Source organism: Microbacterium sp. NPDC089320 (assembly GCF_040684875.1).
Lineage (GTDB): Bacteria > Actinomycetota > Actinomycetes > Actinomycetales > Microbacteriaceae > Microbacterium.
Map to the genome: position 1 here is coordinate 872,222 of NZ_JBFBGY010000001.1, position 15,089 is coordinate 887,310.

Annotated in this window: 12 protein-coding genes; 6 read left to right on the forward strand and 6 right to left on the reverse strand. The window is 65.5% G+C overall.

Annotated features, from left to right (window positions below; genetic code table 11):
• Positions 1 to 39 precede the first annotated feature (39 nt).
• The 6 genes from AB0N61_RS04290 to nrdH all read right to left on the reverse strand — a co-directional run bounded on the left by AB0N61_RS04290 (position 40) and on the right by nrdH (position 8,662).
• On the reverse strand, positions 40 to 1,599 hold the full coding sequence (locus tag AB0N61_RS04290; RefSeq protein ID WP_363361977.1) for a hypothetical protein: 1,560 nt from the start codon (positions 1,597 to 1,599) through the stop codon (positions 40 to 42).
• A 128-nt stretch (positions 1,600 to 1,727) separates the two neighbouring features.
• On the reverse strand, positions 1,728 to 4,364 hold the full coding sequence (locus AB0N61_RS04295; protein WP_363361979.1) for a DEAD/DEAH box helicase: 2,637 nt from the start codon (positions 4,362 to 4,364) through the stop codon (positions 1,728 to 1,730).
• 446 nt (positions 4,365 to 4,810) lie between these two features.
• Entirely contained in the window at positions 4,811 to 5,791 is a 981-nt protein-coding gene (gene nrdF / locus AB0N61_RS04300) for a class 1b ribonucleoside-diphosphate reductase subunit beta (protein ID WP_167948500.1), read from the reverse strand.
• A 28-nt stretch (positions 5,792 to 5,819) separates the two neighbouring features.
• Positions 5,820 to 7,940 (reverse strand): class 1b ribonucleoside-diphosphate reductase subunit alpha, encoded by a 2,121-nt coding sequence (gene nrdE, locus AB0N61_RS04305; protein ID WP_363362053.1) that lies wholly within the window; start codon positions 7,938 to 7,940, stop codon positions 5,820 to 5,822.
• A 20-nt stretch (positions 7,941 to 7,960) separates the two neighbouring features.
• The gene (nrdI, locus tag AB0N61_RS04310; protein ID WP_167948499.1) at positions 7,961 to 8,422 is read right to left on the reverse strand and encodes a class Ib ribonucleoside-diphosphate reductase assembly flavoprotein NrdI; all 462 of its coding nucleotides are present in this window, start codon (positions 8,420 to 8,422) and stop codon (positions 7,961 to 7,963) included.
• Positions 8,423 to 8,428: 6 nt separating this feature from the next.
• A complete protein-coding gene (gene nrdH / locus AB0N61_RS04315) occupies positions 8,429 to 8,662 on the reverse strand; it encodes a glutaredoxin-like protein NrdH (protein ID WP_363361981.1) in 234 nt (77 codons plus the stop codon).
• Positions 8,663 to 9,051: 389 nt separating this feature from the next.
• Between nrdH and AB0N61_RS04320 the strand changes: the two genes are divergently transcribed.
• The 6 genes from AB0N61_RS04320 (at position 9,052) to AB0N61_RS04345 (ending at position 15,077) form a co-directional block, all read left to right on the forward strand.
• Positions 9,052 to 10,260 (forward strand): MFS transporter, encoded by a 1,209-nt coding sequence (locus AB0N61_RS04320; protein WP_363361982.1) that lies wholly within the window; start codon positions 9,052 to 9,054, stop codon positions 10,258 to 10,260.
• The gene (locus AB0N61_RS04325; protein WP_363361984.1) at positions 10,257 to 11,171 is read left to right on the forward strand and encodes a sugar kinase; all 915 of its coding nucleotides are present in this window, start codon (positions 10,257 to 10,259) and stop codon (positions 11,169 to 11,171) included. The genes AB0N61_RS04320 and AB0N61_RS04325 overlap by 4 nt, the downstream gene beginning before the upstream one ends.
• Positions 11,172 to 11,215: 44 nt before the next feature.
• Entirely contained in the window at positions 11,216 to 11,974 is a 759-nt protein-coding gene (locus tag AB0N61_RS04330) for an alpha/beta hydrolase (RefSeq protein ID WP_363361986.1), read from the forward strand.
• Positions 11,971 to 13,131 (forward strand): acyl-CoA dehydrogenase family protein, encoded by a 1,161-nt coding sequence (locus tag AB0N61_RS04335; protein ID WP_363361987.1) that lies wholly within the window; start codon positions 11,971 to 11,973, stop codon positions 13,129 to 13,131. The genes AB0N61_RS04330 and AB0N61_RS04335 overlap by 4 nt, the downstream gene beginning before the upstream one ends.
• An 87-nt stretch (positions 13,132 to 13,218) precedes the next feature.
• Positions 13,219 to 13,686 carry an Lrp/AsnC family transcriptional regulator gene (locus AB0N61_RS04340; RefSeq protein ID WP_167948494.1) on the forward strand — a complete coding sequence of 156 codons (468 nt, stop codon included), beginning with the start codon at positions 13,219 to 13,221 and terminating at the stop codon, positions 13,684 to 13,686.
• The gene (locus AB0N61_RS04345) at positions 13,683 to 15,077 is read left to right on the forward strand and encodes an aspartate aminotransferase family protein (protein ID WP_363361989.1); all 1,395 of its coding nucleotides are present in this window, start codon (positions 13,683 to 13,685) and stop codon (positions 15,075 to 15,077) included. Before AB0N61_RS04340 ends, AB0N61_RS04345 begins: the two co-directional genes overlap by 4 nt.
• Positions 15,078 to 15,089 lie beyond the last annotated feature (12 nt).

Genomic DNA, 15,089 nt, shown 5'->3' on the forward strand with positions numbered 1-15,089 from the left:
ATCAGACGAAGCAGCGGCCTGTGCTCGTTGAGCCGATGCTCAGGATTCCTCGGGCGGCAGGCCGAGGGCCTCTGCCGCTCTGTCAATAGCTCGGAACACTCGCATCGAATCCCAGGTATCGAGTAGCAGAGGGTTCTCGCGGCCCTTCGCCTGCGTGAGCGCCGAACTGAGAAGCATCACGTTGTCTTCTGCAGCAGCGGCAGCTTCGAGCAGCGCCCGGCCAAGCTCCGCAGCGTCAAGGAGGACTAGATTCTCGAGCTCTCCCACGGAGAGCACCCCAATGGGGTACTCGGCCTGGTCCGTCATCCGCTCTCGAATCAACCAGTTCTGGTTGAGATAGAAGGGTTCCAGCGTCACGACGATCCCGACTCGACGCTTGGTGGTGTTGATCTCCGGGTGGCGCTGGCTAATCAGGTCGATGTGCCGGTTCGAGCGGTTCAGCTGGAAGATTCCTTTGCCAATGCTGTCTTCAATCGAGCCCATCCAGAGTTCCCCGCCCACGCGCAGCGACTCAATCGGTTGCCGCGCTTTACATTCGATGAGCACCAACACATCGGGTAGGTCGAGGAACCAGTCGCACGAATCGATGGAGTTGCCAGCTGACTTGTATGGCACCTCAGGGAGGACCAGTCGCTCGCCGCCGACGAGATCAAGCTGTCGGCCTGTGTAGTGCTGGAACACCGAGCCGAGGTCGGTGGCGAAGGCGTTACGGAGTTCGGTTGGAGGTAGGAAGTAGATTGACGGCGGGAGCGCCTTCTGGATAACTGCTTGCGTCCACGGTGCTACCGACTCAGAGGCGATCCCCTCAACAAAGGGCCTGCTGGTGAGGGGGTTGAAGGCGAACTTCTTCTGAGAGCTGGGGAGAGAGTCTTGCCATTCTCGATTGGTCTTCTTGAAGTCAGCAATGGTCGTCACGAGGTGTTCGGTGAAGACTCGCCGAGCGGCATCGAGCGGGAATACCTCCGAGAGTTCGAGCATTCCTGGAGCGTCGAGAACGCCGAGCGACACGACACCGGCACGCTGCTGCGCAAGGACTGAGAAGAGGAAAACTGATTCGATGTAGTCGTCGAATGTTATCCCCCCAGTGATCCGTTCGAACCACCCCGGGGTCATCACCTTTGGTGCGAAGTCTTCCGGGAGTTCGACCGCCGACCCGAAAAGCAGCACGGAACGAGCCACGCCCGCCAGAATCGAGCGCTGCCCGGGGAACTGTTCGAAGAAGATGCGCGCCAACATCCGGCCCAACTGCTCCCGCGCAGCGTCGATGAGCTCCGGCGGCAGGTCATCGGCTCCTGCGAAGGGGGCGCGGTCCTCATCGAGGAGTTGGGCGTTCATGCTACTGAGCCGCAACAAGGTGGTAATGTCCGCCCGTTGACGGCCAGGGCCCCCCCAGGCGAGTGCTGTCCGTGCAACGTCGGCGATAGTCCAGGGTGTCACGCCATACTGTTTCCACTCGTCGATGTCTTCGTCGTTGGCGAACATCGCGGTCACCCTCGCTGCCTCCAGGAGCAGGCTGTCCCGGTCAGCCTTGCGGACAGCCAACTTGAATTGATCCCACGTGACGGGGCGGGCCTCTTTTCGGCCGGGATGCCTCTGCATCTCAGACTTCTCCTCTATCTCGTCCTACTGGTTCAGATGGAGCTTTCGTCCATGGGGTGCGGAGAGGGGCGGCGAATTGGTGGTCGCGACGTCCGAAGACCGACCTTTGGATCCCCTTCGTCGCTGCGCTAAGCTCCTCCACGGATCGGGTAGCCCGTTAGCCGCTCCTTTACCTGCGACGGAAGCACGCGGTGGTCCCAGAGGTGCTGTTGGATCGCCGCTTTCGCGTTAGCGTCGGTCAGGGTCACCCCGGCGCGGATCGCAGCGAGGGCGCGATGAGCGGTATGAGCGATGTCGAGAATCTCGTCTGGAGTGCACAAGTGCAGATGCGCGGCAGCGATGGGGACAGCCCCCGGCTCGACCACCTTGCTGGGGGCGACGATGACACCGACGGATCCCGCCGGAGGCTCCTCCTGGTCCCTCAAAGCGGCGAGCGAATCGAGCTGAGTGTTGGCCTTGCGGACGTAACCCATGCTGAGGCTGTTCGCGGTCTGTTCGCTCTTGGCCTCGACGGTGACCCACAGATCCTGCCAGACCCACGCCGCGTCGCAGTTGCCATCACGGGAAGACTTCGATGAATCGGCGCCGAGGAACCGGCCCAGCTCAACGAGACCGAGCTCGTACTGGGTAGCCTCTGTCTGACCCAGCTGGTTCAGCATGGTCTGCGAGAGAGTTCCGAATCTGCTGGCAGATCGAAGCGGTCCGCTGACGAGGGCAAGCACCCGGTCGACGGCGTCATCGTCCCATGCATCCGGGATGACCTCAGCAGCCGGCAGCGGTTGCATCTCTCGCAGCCACACCGCACCCGGCGACGCGCCATGCGCGATGCGCAACATCTCCGCCGAGCGAGCCGTGGCCGCGACGTTCCCCTTCTCAGCTGAGAGCCCGAACCATGCGCTGGCGAAGTACGCCCACAACGCGCGGTACGAGCGCGCATCTCGATCCGTCAGCCCCTGGAGCACTGCAACTGCAGCCCTACCCGCGCCTTCCCAATCTTCCTGCCATGCCTTCTGCCAGGCGCGGACCTCACGTGGGGCGCTCTCCGCCAACTGCGTGGCCAGGGGCTGAGCGACCCGCTCGGCACGCGACCGATACGTAGCGATGGCATCCTCACCGTTATCGCGCCAGTCACCGTCCTGCTCGAGAGCGCTGTACGTCAAGGCGACGAGGTTGGTGTAGTTCGTGCTGCTCGCCGCCAGACCGAACTCGATCTCCGCCTGAAGGTCGACAGGCATCGACCGCACGTTGTCGGGGTCCGACAGGTACCGCATCAGGTCCTGGCCAGTGATGGCAACGACTGCCCAGTCCTGTGGTCCGCGCGTGCACCGGCCCGCCCCCTGAACGATCCGGGTGCGCACGCGCTCGGCGAGCACCTCCCCCGCACGCAACTTCCCGCTCAGGAACTTGTCCTGCAAGTGAGACGCGGTGGGCACACCCGACATCACCATGAAGCGGCACGAGTCTCCCGCCAAGTCCATGCCGTCATAGCGGTTCGCAGCGAGCAACGTCCCCGCCTCCGCGTCCTTGAACTTCGCGACTGCCTTGTCCGACGCGACGATCCTCTCCGCCTTCGGGATGTCGAGGTGCCCGGCGATACCGGCACTGTCCGACTTGCTCTGCGTGAGGATGAGTCGCTTGTCGACCAGGTCCGCAATCCGCTTCAGCGCTGTCGGCTCCTCGTCGACATCGACACCGTCCAGTTCGTCTGGATCCGGTTCGATGGTCGTGTCATAGTCGGCGTCGAACCGCGCAAGGTCGGGGAAGACGAAGAACCGCCGGCCGCTGCCTGTCCGCTCCCACGCCTCCGGAGCCGCGATCCGAGCGATCTCGGTTCGGCCGAACGCGCGCTCGAGCTCACCGGCCTCACCGAGCGTCGCAGACAGGTACACCCGCTGGGCAGGGTCCGTGTAAGCGGCATGCTCGAACGTCGGCGGGATCATCGGACGGATATACCAGTTGCTGCGCGACACGAAGAACAGGCAGGACGTCAGGTGCTCCCGAATCATCTGGAAGCGCCACGACTCCTGCGAGTACTCCTCCAGCCCTGCATCGAGCACCGAGATGATGTTGGCGAGAGCATCGTGAACAGCCCGCTGCGGGAGCAGACGCACCTCACCGACAGACGCAGTGTCGGGCCCCTCGCCGACCATCCGCGCCGCAAGGTGAGAGTCGAGGGTGTCCCCGAACGCGTCGAACAGGTCGTCGTACACGCTCGACGTCCGTTTCACTTCCAGCGCCCATGCCTCGGCGACATAGCCCTCGGCCGCGTGTGCATCATCGAACAGCACTGTCTTCGCGTTCTTGAACCGCGAGTTCGTGTTGAAGATGTGCGAGTAAGTGGTGACAGCAATGGCCTGAGCCCGCGTGTACGCCGAAATGTGTCGTGGGTCCCAGTCGTGGTGGGAGTCAACGAGAACGTGCGCGTTGATCCCCTGCTGCGCCGCAGCTTCTGCCACCTGGATCGCCAGCTGCCTCGTGGGGCACGCGTAGACCACCCGCTGCTGATACGCCCGACGTCGCCACTCAGCAATGAGCAACCCCACAAGAGTCTTGCCTGACCCTGTCGGTAGCTCGAGGGCCACGTCAGGATCACTGAGGTGGTCACGGTGGTACTCGCGAAGTTGATCCACCTGATGGGACCACAGTGCGCCGACTCCGTCCCTCCGACGACGAAGCTCACCGAACAAAGTCTCAGGCGAGTCCGTCGCTTCCTCCGCCCGAGGCGCAGAAGGGAACACAGGTCGCGGTGGGCGTGCATCAGCCATGACGGGCCTCCGTGCTTGGTAATTGCAGACTCTTGACGAGCGGGAATAGTTGCCGGAACTACCTCTGGTACAACCGCACCCCGAGGGACTCTTCGAGCATCACCATCGCCCGCAGATGTGGCCATGCAGCTCCTGTGAGCACCGCCTCACGGACCCCTCGTCGAGCCCGGCCTCGCTCGCCACGCGGCGGATGCTCTTATCGCCCATCGCGCCTCGCAGATTCATGACGAACTGCCGTGTCGCCTCACCCGCCGGGTCAGGAGATGGCTCGTCCGGCCACGAAGCGGTGAGATCCTTCGGAGTGGGGTGCGGTTTGTTCGGCATATGCCTCGCACCCCACTCTCAATGGTCTCTTGCGCCAACTGCCGAATCAGTGCCGGGTCGTATAACGCGTGCCAACTTCAACATGTGGCGGCGCCGCAATGCGTGACTCCGCACAAAGCGACTCAGAAGTCCCAGTCGTCGTCTTCCGTGGCCTCAGCCTTGCCGATGACGTAAGAGGAGCCGGAGCCCGAGAAGAAGTCGTGGTTCTCGTCGGCGTTCGGCGAGAGCGCCGACAGGATCGCCGGGTTCACGTTCGTCACGGTCGAGGGGAACATCGCTTCGTAGCCGAGGTTCATCAGCGCCTTGTTGGCGTTGTAGTGCAGGAACTTCTTGACGTCTTCGGTCAGGCCGACACCGTCGTAGAGGTCCTGCGTGTACTGCACCTCGTTGTCGTAGAGCTCGAACAGCAGGTTGAAGGTGTAGTCCTTCAGCTCCTGACGACGCTCCTCGGTCTCGTTCTCGAGACCCTTCTGGAACTTGTAGCCGATGTAGTACCCGTGCACGGCCTCGTCGCGGATGATGAGGCGGATCAGGTCGGCCGTGTTCGTCAGCTTGGCCTTCGACGACCAGTAGATCGGCAGGTAGAAGCCCGAGTAGAAGAGGAACGACTCGAGCAGCGTCGAGGCGACCTTGCGCTTGAGCGGGTCATCGCCCTGGTAGTAGTCCATGATGATCTGAGCCTTCTTCTGAAGGTTCGGATTCTCGGTCGACCAGCGGAACGCCTCGTCGATCTCCTTGGTCGACGCGAGCGTCGAGAAGATCGAGGAGTAGCTCTTCGCGTGCACCGACTCCATGAACGCGATGTTCGTGTACACGGCCTCTTCGTGAGGAGTGATCGCGTCGGGGATCAGCGAGACGGCGCCGACCGTGCCCTGGATCGTGTCGAGCAGGGTGAGGCCGGTGAAGACCCGCATCGTCAGCAGCTGCTCTTCCTCGGTGAGCGTGTTCCACGACTGGATGTCGTTCGACAGCGGCACCTTCTCGGGCAGCCAGAAGTTGTTCACCAGACGGTTCCAGACCTCGAGGTCCTTGTCGTCGATGATGCGGTTCCAGTTGATCGCCTGAACGCTGTCGACCAGCTTGAGCGGGGGGTGGGGAGTCATGATTCGTCGTTTCTCGTGTTCAGGGAGCTCAGAGCATGCAGGAGACGCACTCGGTCATGTCGGTGCCCTCGAGCGCCAGCTGACGCAGACGGATGTAGTAGATCGTCTTGATGCCCTTGCGCCATGCGTAGATCTGCGCCTTGTTGATGTCACGCGTCGTGGCGGTGTCCTTGAAGAACAGCGTCAGCGACAGGCCCTGATCGACGTGCTGGGTGGCGGCGGCGTAGGTGTCGATGACCTTCTCGTAGCCGATCTCGTACGCGTCCTGGTAGTACTCCAGGTTGTCGTTCGTCATGAACGGCGCCGGGTAGTAGACGCGACCGAGCTTGCCTTCCTTGCGGATCTCGATCTTCGACGCGATCGGGTGGATCGACGACGTCGAGTTGTTGATGTACGAGATCGATCCGGTCGGCGGCACGGCCTGCAGGTTCTGGTTGTAGATGCCGTGCTCCTGGATCGACGCCTTCAGCGCCACCCAGTCCTCCTGCGTCGGGATGTGCTTGCCCGCGAAGAGCTCCTTGACCTTCTCGGTCTCGGGCACCCAGGCGCGCTCGATGTACTTGTCGAAGAACTCCCCCGACGCGTAAGTCGAGTCCTCGAAGCCGTCGAAGGCCTGCTTGCGCTCGATCGCGATGTTGTTCGAGGCGCGCAGCGCGTGGAACAGCACCGTGTAGAAGTAGATGTTCGTGAAGTCGATGCCCTCTTCGGAGCCGTAGTGCACGTGCTCGCGAGCGAGGTAGCCGTGCAGGTTCATCTGGCCGAGGCCGATCGCGTGCGAGCGGTCGTTGCCGTCTTCGATCGAGCGGACCGAGCGGATGTGGCTCTGGTCGCTCACCGCGCTCAGCGCACGGATCGCGGTCTCGACCGTCTGGCCGAGGTCGTCGGCATCCATCGACAGCGCGATGTTCATCGAGCCGAGGTTGCAGGAGATGTCCTTGCCGATCTGGTCGTACGACAGGTCGTCGTTGTACGTGGTCGGCGTGTTGACCTGAAGGATCTCGCTGCAGAGGTTGGACATGTTGATGCGGCCCTTGATCGGGTTGGCCTTGTTCACCGTGTCCTCGAACATGATGTACGGGTAGCCCGACTCGAACTGGATCTCGGCGATGGTCTGGAAGAACTCGCGAGCGTTGATCTTGGTCTTCTTGATGCGCGGGTCGTCGACCATCTCGCGGTACTTCTCGGTGACCGAGATGTCGCCGAAGGGAACGCCGTAGACCTTCTCGACGTCGTACGGCGAGAAGAGGTACATGTCCTCGCCGTTCTTGGCGAGCTCGAACGTGATGTCGGGGACGACGACACCGAGCGACAGCGTCTTGATGCGGATCTTCTCGTCGGCGTTCTCACGCTTGGTGTCGAGGAAGCGCATGATGTCGGGGTGGTGCGCGTTGAGGTACACCGCACCGGCACCCTGACGAGCGCCGAGCTGGTTGGCGTAGCTGAAGCTGTCTTCGAGCAGCTTCATCACGGGGATGATGCCCGAGGACTGGTTCTCGATCTGCTTGATCGGCGCGCCGGCCTCGCGGATGTTCGAGAGCAGCAGCGCCACGCCGCCGCCGCGCTTGGAGAGCTGGAGAGCGGAGTTGATGCCGCGGGCGATCGACTCCATGTTGTCTTCGATGCGCAGCAGGAAGCAGCTGACGAGCTCGCCGCGCTGGGCCTTGCCCGAGTTGAGGAAGGTCGGGGTCGCGGGCTGGAAGCGGCCGGAGATGATCTCCTCGACCAGGGCGACGGCGAGCTGCTCGTCGCCGCCGGCGAGGCCGAGGGCCGTCATCACGACGCGGTCTTCGAAGCGCTCGAGGTAGCGCTTGCCGTCGAAGGTCTTGAGCGTGTAGCTCGTGTAGTACTTGAAGGCGCCGAGGAAGGTCTCGAAGCGGAACTTCTTGCCGTAGGCGAGGTCGTTGAGCTTCTGGATGAACTCGAGCGAGTACTGCTCGATGACGGCCGGCTCGTAGTACTCCTTCTCGACGAGGTAGTCGAGGCGCTCCTTGAGCGAGTGGAAGAACACCGTGTTCTGGTTGACGTGCTGCAGGAAGTACTCGCGTGCGGCCCGCTTGTCGGCGTCGAACTGGATCTTGCCGTTCGCGTCGTACAGGTTCAGCATCGCGTTGAGGGCGTGGTAGTCCAGGCCCTCGTAGGTCGGGTTCATCTTGAACGCCACCGTGTCCGTCACGGAGTCGGCTCCTGCCTGCTCGTCAACTGCGGTACCCACCGTCGCTCCAATCCGTCGCTCACGCGATCTACATCGTCTTGTGTGCCGAAGATCTCGAGCCGATACAAGTGAGGCACGTGGCACTTGCGGCTGATGATGTCACCGGCGAGACAGAAGGACTCGCCGAAGTTGGTGTTGCCCGCCGAGATGACCCCGCGGATGTGACGCCGGTTGCGCTCGTCGTTGAGGAACCGGATGACCTGCTTGGGCACCGCGCCTCGTTCGACGCCGCGCCCCTCACCCCCACCGTAGGTGGGGGTGATCAGCACGAAGGGCTCGTCGACGACGAGTTCTTCCTGCTGTCGGAGAAGGGGAATGCGTCGGGCCGGGAGCCCGAGCTTCTCGACGAAGCGCGCGGTGTTACCCGAGGCGCTCGAGAAGTAGACCAGGAGCGGCGCGGCGGTCGCGACGGCGCTCATGGCGGATCACGCCAGACGCGAGGCGAGCTCGTCGATCTTGTCGGGACGGAAGCCCGACCAGTGACCCTCGTCGGTGACGACGACGGGTGCCTGCATGTAGCCGAGCGCCTTGACGTGCTCGAGCGCCGTCGCGTCTTCCGACAGGTCGAGGATCTCGTACTCGATGCCCTTGGCGTCGAGCGCGCGGTAGGTGGCGTTGCACTGAACGCAGGACGGCTTGGTGTAGACCGTGATCGACATCTTTTCGCTTCCCCTCAATCTCTGATTGCTTCGTGTTCTCAAGCTTTTTGCCGGCAGACCCTCACCGGGATCTCAATACTACATATAGGTACGGACATTCGGGGTGACCACTAGGGGTAGTAGTTACATACGTGTAGTTTTCCACCGCTCTCCACTGTTACAACACAGGTTCTCCACCGTTTCTTCCACAGGCACAGCCCCCTTGACAGCTCCTGCGAACCGCGTGAAATCGCGGCTGGGAACGACCTGTGAGAGATCCATCCACAGGGGGGACCATACGGTCGACCTCGGACATCGGATTTTCTGTGGAAACTCGACGCGGGCGTGTCGCGGCGTGTCGCGCGCGTCCGGCTTGGACCCGCGTCGGCGCCTCCCGGTAGCGTTGACCCGTGGCGGGATATCGGGACCTTCTTCGCACGCCAGGTGTGGCGCGCATGATCGCTGCACAGCTGACCGCTCGCTTCCCCAACGGGATGACCTCGCTCGCGATCCTGCTGCACGTCGAGCAGCAGACCGGGTCCTACGGCTCCGCCGGTCTCGTTCTCGCCGCCACCAGCGTCGGCCAGGCGGTCGCCGGCCCCATCACGAGTCGGTGGATGGGTGCCTGGGGCATGCGCCGCGTGCTCACCCTCACGCTGACGGTGTGCGTGCTCGCCGTGCTGGGGCTCGCGCTGCTCCCCCTCAACGTCCCCGGGTACATGGCGCTCGGCATGATCGCCGGACTCTCCACCCCGCCGGTGCAGGCCGCGGTGCGCACCATCTATCCGAAGCTCGTGAACTCGTCGCAGCTCACTCCCCTCTTCTCCCTCGACGCGTCGCTGCAGGAGATCATCTGGGTGCTCGCCCCCGTGGCCATCACCCTGGTGTCGACGCAGATAGGCACGGCCGTCGGGCTGCTTCTCGTCGCGGTCGTCCTCGTCGGCGGGGGCGCGTGGTTCATCCTCTCCCCCGAAGTCGGTCGCGTACGCATCCCGCGCAGTCGCAGCGCGCTCGGCAAGGTGGTGCTCAAGCCCCCGGTGCTGCTCGCCACCGTCATCGGCTTCCTGCTCATCGGAGCATGCTCCGCGGTCGAGGTCGGCGTCGTGGCGACGTTCGAGCACGGCAGCCTGGCAGCCGGTCTCGTGCTCGCGGTATTCGCCGTCGGCAGTCTCGCCGGCGGGCTCTCGTTCGGACACATCCCCATCGGCCCGTGGGCGATGGCCCGCCGCCTCACCATCGTCACCCTCGGCCTCGCACTCACGATGTTCTCGCTCAACGAGTTCTGGCTCGGCGGCACCCTGATCGTCGCGGGCATCGGCGTGGCACCGGCTCTCGCCGTGCTGTTCGCCATCACCACGGCGAGTGTCAAGTTCAGCGAGACCGCTGAGGCGTTCGGCTGGGCGGGCACCGGTCAGCTCATCGGCGCGGCCGCGGGCTCCGCCGTCGCGGGCTTCCTCGTCGATGCGACCGACCCGCGCGGGGCCTACCTCGCCGCGACCCTCTTCGCCGCGGCGGGACTCGTCGTCTCGATCGTCTTCATCCGCTTCTTCCCCGACCTGCGTCATCGCGATGCGAGTCCGCACCCCGACACCGAACCCCTGGCGGTCACCCCTTCATGAGCTCTGCGCCCTCCCCCGCATCCCCCGCACCCGAGGTCGTCTGCGTCGGCGAGTCCATGGGACTCGTCACCGCCCTCGGCGCCCCGCTCGCCGAGACCGAGACAGCGGCGCTCGGTCTGGCCGGGGCAGAGGGCAACGTGGCCGTCGGTCTTGTCTCGGCAGGGCACCGGGCCGCCTGGGCGTCGCGCCTCGGCGACGATCCGATCGGCATCCGCATCTCCACCGAGCTGGCCCGCCGCGGCGTCGATCTCTGGGTGGAGACCGACGAGGATGCTCCCACCGGCGTCATGTTCAAGGACCCGGGCGTCGAGTCGTCGTCCGTCTACTACTACCGACGCGGGTCGGCGGCGTCGCTGATGGCTCCGGGCTTCCTCGGCGCCACGCAACTGGACGGCGTCCGCATCGTGCACACGACGGGCATCACGCCCGCGCTCTCCCCCACCTGCCGCTCGATGGTCGATCAGCTGTTCCTCGACGCCCGCACGGCCGGAGCCCTCGTCTCGTTCGACGTCAACGATCGCCGCGCGCTGTGGACGACGCAGGAGGCTGCCGACACTCTCACGCGTCTGGCGGATGCCGCCGACATCGCCTTCGTCGGACGAGACGAGGCCGAGCGCATCTGGGGCACAGCCACTCCCGCCGAGATCCGCGCCCATCTGCCGACCTGCGGGCTGCTCGTCGTCAAGGACGGCGACGTCGGCGCGACGGCGTTCCACGGCGGGGACGAGCCGGTGTTCGTGGCGGCCCCGAAGGTCGAGGTCGTCGAGCCGGTCGGCGCCGGCGATGCCTTCGCCGCGGGGTTCCTCGCCGCCACGCTCGACGGCGCCGAGCTCGCAGCCCGGCTGAGTGCGGGCCACGCCGCCGCAGCGCGCGTTCTGACGACGCACGGCGACCTGCCTCCGCTGGCCTGAACTCGGAACGCCTCTCCGTCGCGACGCGGTCGTAGGCTTGCTGCATGCCTGCACCGCTCACGCTGCCCCGCATCTCCTGGGGCGACCCGGCGTCCGATCGCCGAGTGCTCCTCGTGCACGGCCTCGGCTCGTCCGCGGCTCTCATGTGGCGGGTCGGCGCTGCCCTCGCCGACGCCGGGTGGCACGCGACCGCCGTCGACCTGCGCGGTCACGGCGACGCTCCGCGCGCCCTCGACTACTCGGTCGCCGCCTATGCGGCAGACCTCGCCGCGACGACGCCCGACGGCGATGGGCCATGGGATGCCGTCGTCGGCCACTCGCTCGGCGGAGCGTCCAGCACGGCTGCCGCGGCATCCGCCCCCGACTGGACACGCCGACTCGTGCTCCTCGACCCCGCGATCCTCGTGGGCGGCCGGGATGCCACGATCGTGCGGAAGAGCCAGGAGCGTGCGTTCGCCGACAATCGACTCGAACTCGTGCAGCAGGAGCATCCGCACTGGCATCCGCAGGACTGGGAGCTGAAGGTCGACGCGGTGCACCGCGCGAGCGCCTGGGCGATCGAGCAGACCAGTGCGCAGAACACCCCCTGGGATGTCACTGCGGATGCCGCACGACTGACCGTTCCCACCCACGTGATCGCCTCCGATCCCGCGGTGTACAGCATCTTCACCGGCGACGTCGCGGCCGACGTGCTCGCGTCGAACCCGCTGATCACGATGTCGGTCGTCGAGGGCGCGGGCCACTCCCTGCACCGCGACAAGCCCGACGAGACCATCCGCCAGCTGAGAGAGGCCCTCGCGTGAGCACGTTCGACCCGACCGCGTATCTTCCCGACGACCTTCTCGAGCGCATCCGCGAGCGCGCCCCGATCCACGACCGCGAGAACACGTTCCCCGAGCAGGACCTCGCCGAGCTGCGCGATGCGGGTTACCTGTCGATCCTGGTTCCCGCCGACCGCGGTGGCGCGGGCCTCGGACTGGCCGAGGCGGCGATCCTGCAGCAGCGCCTGGCGTCCGCCGCACCGGCCACCGCGCTCGCGATCAACATGCACCTGGTCTGGACCGGCGTCGCGAAGGTCTTCTCCGACCGTGGTGTGCCCGGGCTCGAGTTCGTGCAGGACGGCGCGGTGGCGGGCGAGGTGTTCGCCTTCGGGATCAGCGAGGGCGGCAACGACCTGGTGCTGTTCGGCAGCGACACCGAGGCCGCGCCCACCGACGACGGCGGCTACGCGTTCACCGGCACCAAGATCTTCACCTCCCTCGCCCCCGTGTGGACCAAGCTGGGCCTGCACGGCCTCGACACGACGAGCGCCGACGCTCCGAAGCTGGTCTTCGCATTCGTCGACCGCACCGACGCGGTCGTCACCGGCGACGACTGGGACACCCTCGGCATGCGAGGCACCCAGAGCCGCACGACGCGTCTCGACGGAGCCACCGCGGATGCCGCGCATGTGGTGCGCCGCATCGATCCGGGCCCCAACCCCGATCCGATCGTCTTCGGGATCTTCTCGGTCTTCGAGATCCTGCTCGCCTCGGTCTACACCGGTATCGCACGGCGCGCGCTCGACCTGGCGGTGCTCACCGCCCAGATGCGTCGATCCAAGAAGACGGGTGCGACCTACAGCCAAGACCCCGACATCCGCTGGCGCATCGCCGACATGGGCCTCGCGTACGACGCGCTCCCGCCGCAGATCGCGGTGCTCGCGCGCGACGTCGACGAGAAGGTCGACAACGGCGCTCGGTGGTTCGCTCTGCTGTCGGGGGTCAAGCACCGGGCCATCACGATGTCGAAGCACGTCGTCGATCAGGCGATGCTCGTGGCCGGCGGCGGTTCGTACTTCTCCTCGAACGAGCTCTCACGGCTCTACCGCGACGTCCTGGCGGGGGCGTTCCATCCCTCCGATCCCGAATCCGCGCACTCCACTGCGGCGAGCGCCTGGCTCGGCCCGCTCGAGGCATAGGCCAGTATTCTGCGTTTTCGTCGCTGAGCCTCTATCGATTCTGCGGAATCGGTTGAAAGCAACCCGTTGCGGTGCGAGGATCGCATCATGCCGTCCTCGAAGAAGCATCCCCCTCTGGATGATGTCGCCAAGACGATCATCGAGCTGCTCCAGGAAGACGGGCGACGCTCGTACTCCGACATCGGACGCGAGGTCGGGCTCAGCGAGGCCGCCGTGCGCCAGCGCGTGCAGCGTCTCACCGAGTCCGGCGTGATGCAGATCGTCGCCGTCACCGACCCGATGCAGCTCGGCTTCCCGCGTCAGGCGATGATCGGCATCCGCGTCTCCGGCGACACCCGCGTGGTCGCGGAGGCGATCGCGGAGATCCCCGCGATCGACTACGTGGTGATCACGGTCGGCTCGTTCGACATCCTCGCCGAGGTCGTGTGCGAGGACGACGAAGACCTCCTCGCCCTCATCAACGACCACATCCGCCCGATCGACGGAGTGCTGTCGACCGAGACCTTCATCTACGCCAAGCTGCAGAAGCAGCTCTACAACTGGGGGACCAGATGAGCACGCAACGCCCGACACCGTCCGAGGCCGAACTCCAGGCCATGGCCAAGGACCACCTGTGGATGCACTTCACGCGGCAGTCCACGATGGAGAAGAGCGGAGTGCCGATCATCGTCAAGGGCGACGGCCACCGCATCTGGGACTCGAAGGGCAAGGAGTACTTCGACGGCCTCGCCGGACTCTTCGTCGTGAACGCCGGCCACGGACGCCGTCGTCTCGCCGAGGCCGCGGCGAAGCAGGCGTCCGAGCTGTCGTTCTTCCCGCTCTGGTCGTATGCGCACCCGGCGGCCATCGAGCTCGCGGACCGGCTGGCCGACGAGGCCCCCGGCGACCTCAACCGCGTGTTCTTCTCGACCGGCGGCGGCGAGGCGGTGGAGACCGCGTTCAAGCTCGCGAAGCACTACTGGAAGCTGATGGGCAAGCCCACCAAGCACAAGGTCATCTCGCGCTCGGTCGCGTATCACGGCACCCCGCAGGGCGCGCTGGCCATCACCGGCATCCCGGCCATGAAGTCGATGTTCGAGCCGGTCACGCCCGGCGGCTTCCGAGTGCCGAACACCAACTTCTACCGCGCGGCCGAGATGGGCGGCCCGAGCGACGACCTCGAGGCCTTCGGCCGTTGGGCCGCCGACCGCATCGAAGAGATGATCCTGTTCGAGGGCGCAGACACCGTCGCCGCCGTGTTCCTCGAACCCGTGCAGAACTCGGGCGGATGCTTCCCGCCCCCTCCCGGCTACTTCGCCAGGGTGCGCGAGATCTGCGACCGTCACGACGTGCTGCTCGTCTCGGACGAGGTCATCTGCGCGTTCGGTCGCCTCGGACACACCTTCGCGTGCACGGGCCTCGGCTACGTGCCCGACATGATCACGTGCGCCAAGGGCATGACCAGCGGCTACTCCCCCATCGGCGCGACCGTCATCAGCGACCGGATCTACGAGCCGTTCTCGAAGGGCGACATGTCGTTCCCGCACGGCTACACGTTCGGCGGGCACCCGGTCTCGGCGGCGGTCGCCCTCGAGAACCTCGCGATCTTCGACGAGGAGGGGCTCAACGCGCACGTCCGCGAGAACTCCCCCCTGTTCCGCGCCGAACTCGAGAAGCTCCTCGATCTGCCGATCGTCGGCGACGTGCGCGGAGACGGCTACTTCTTCGGCATCGAGCTCGTGAAGGACAAGGCGACGCGCGAGACCTTCGACGACGACGAGTCCGAGCGGCTGCTGCGCGGCTTCCTCTCTCCCGCACTGTTCGAGGCCGGGCTCTACTGCCGAGCCGACGACCGGGGCGACCCCGTGATCCAGCTCGCGCCGCCGCTCACGGTGGGGCCGAGCGAGTTCCGCCAGATCGAGCAGATCCTGCGCGGTGTGCTCACCGACGCGCAGTCGGTGCTCTGACCCCGTCGATCC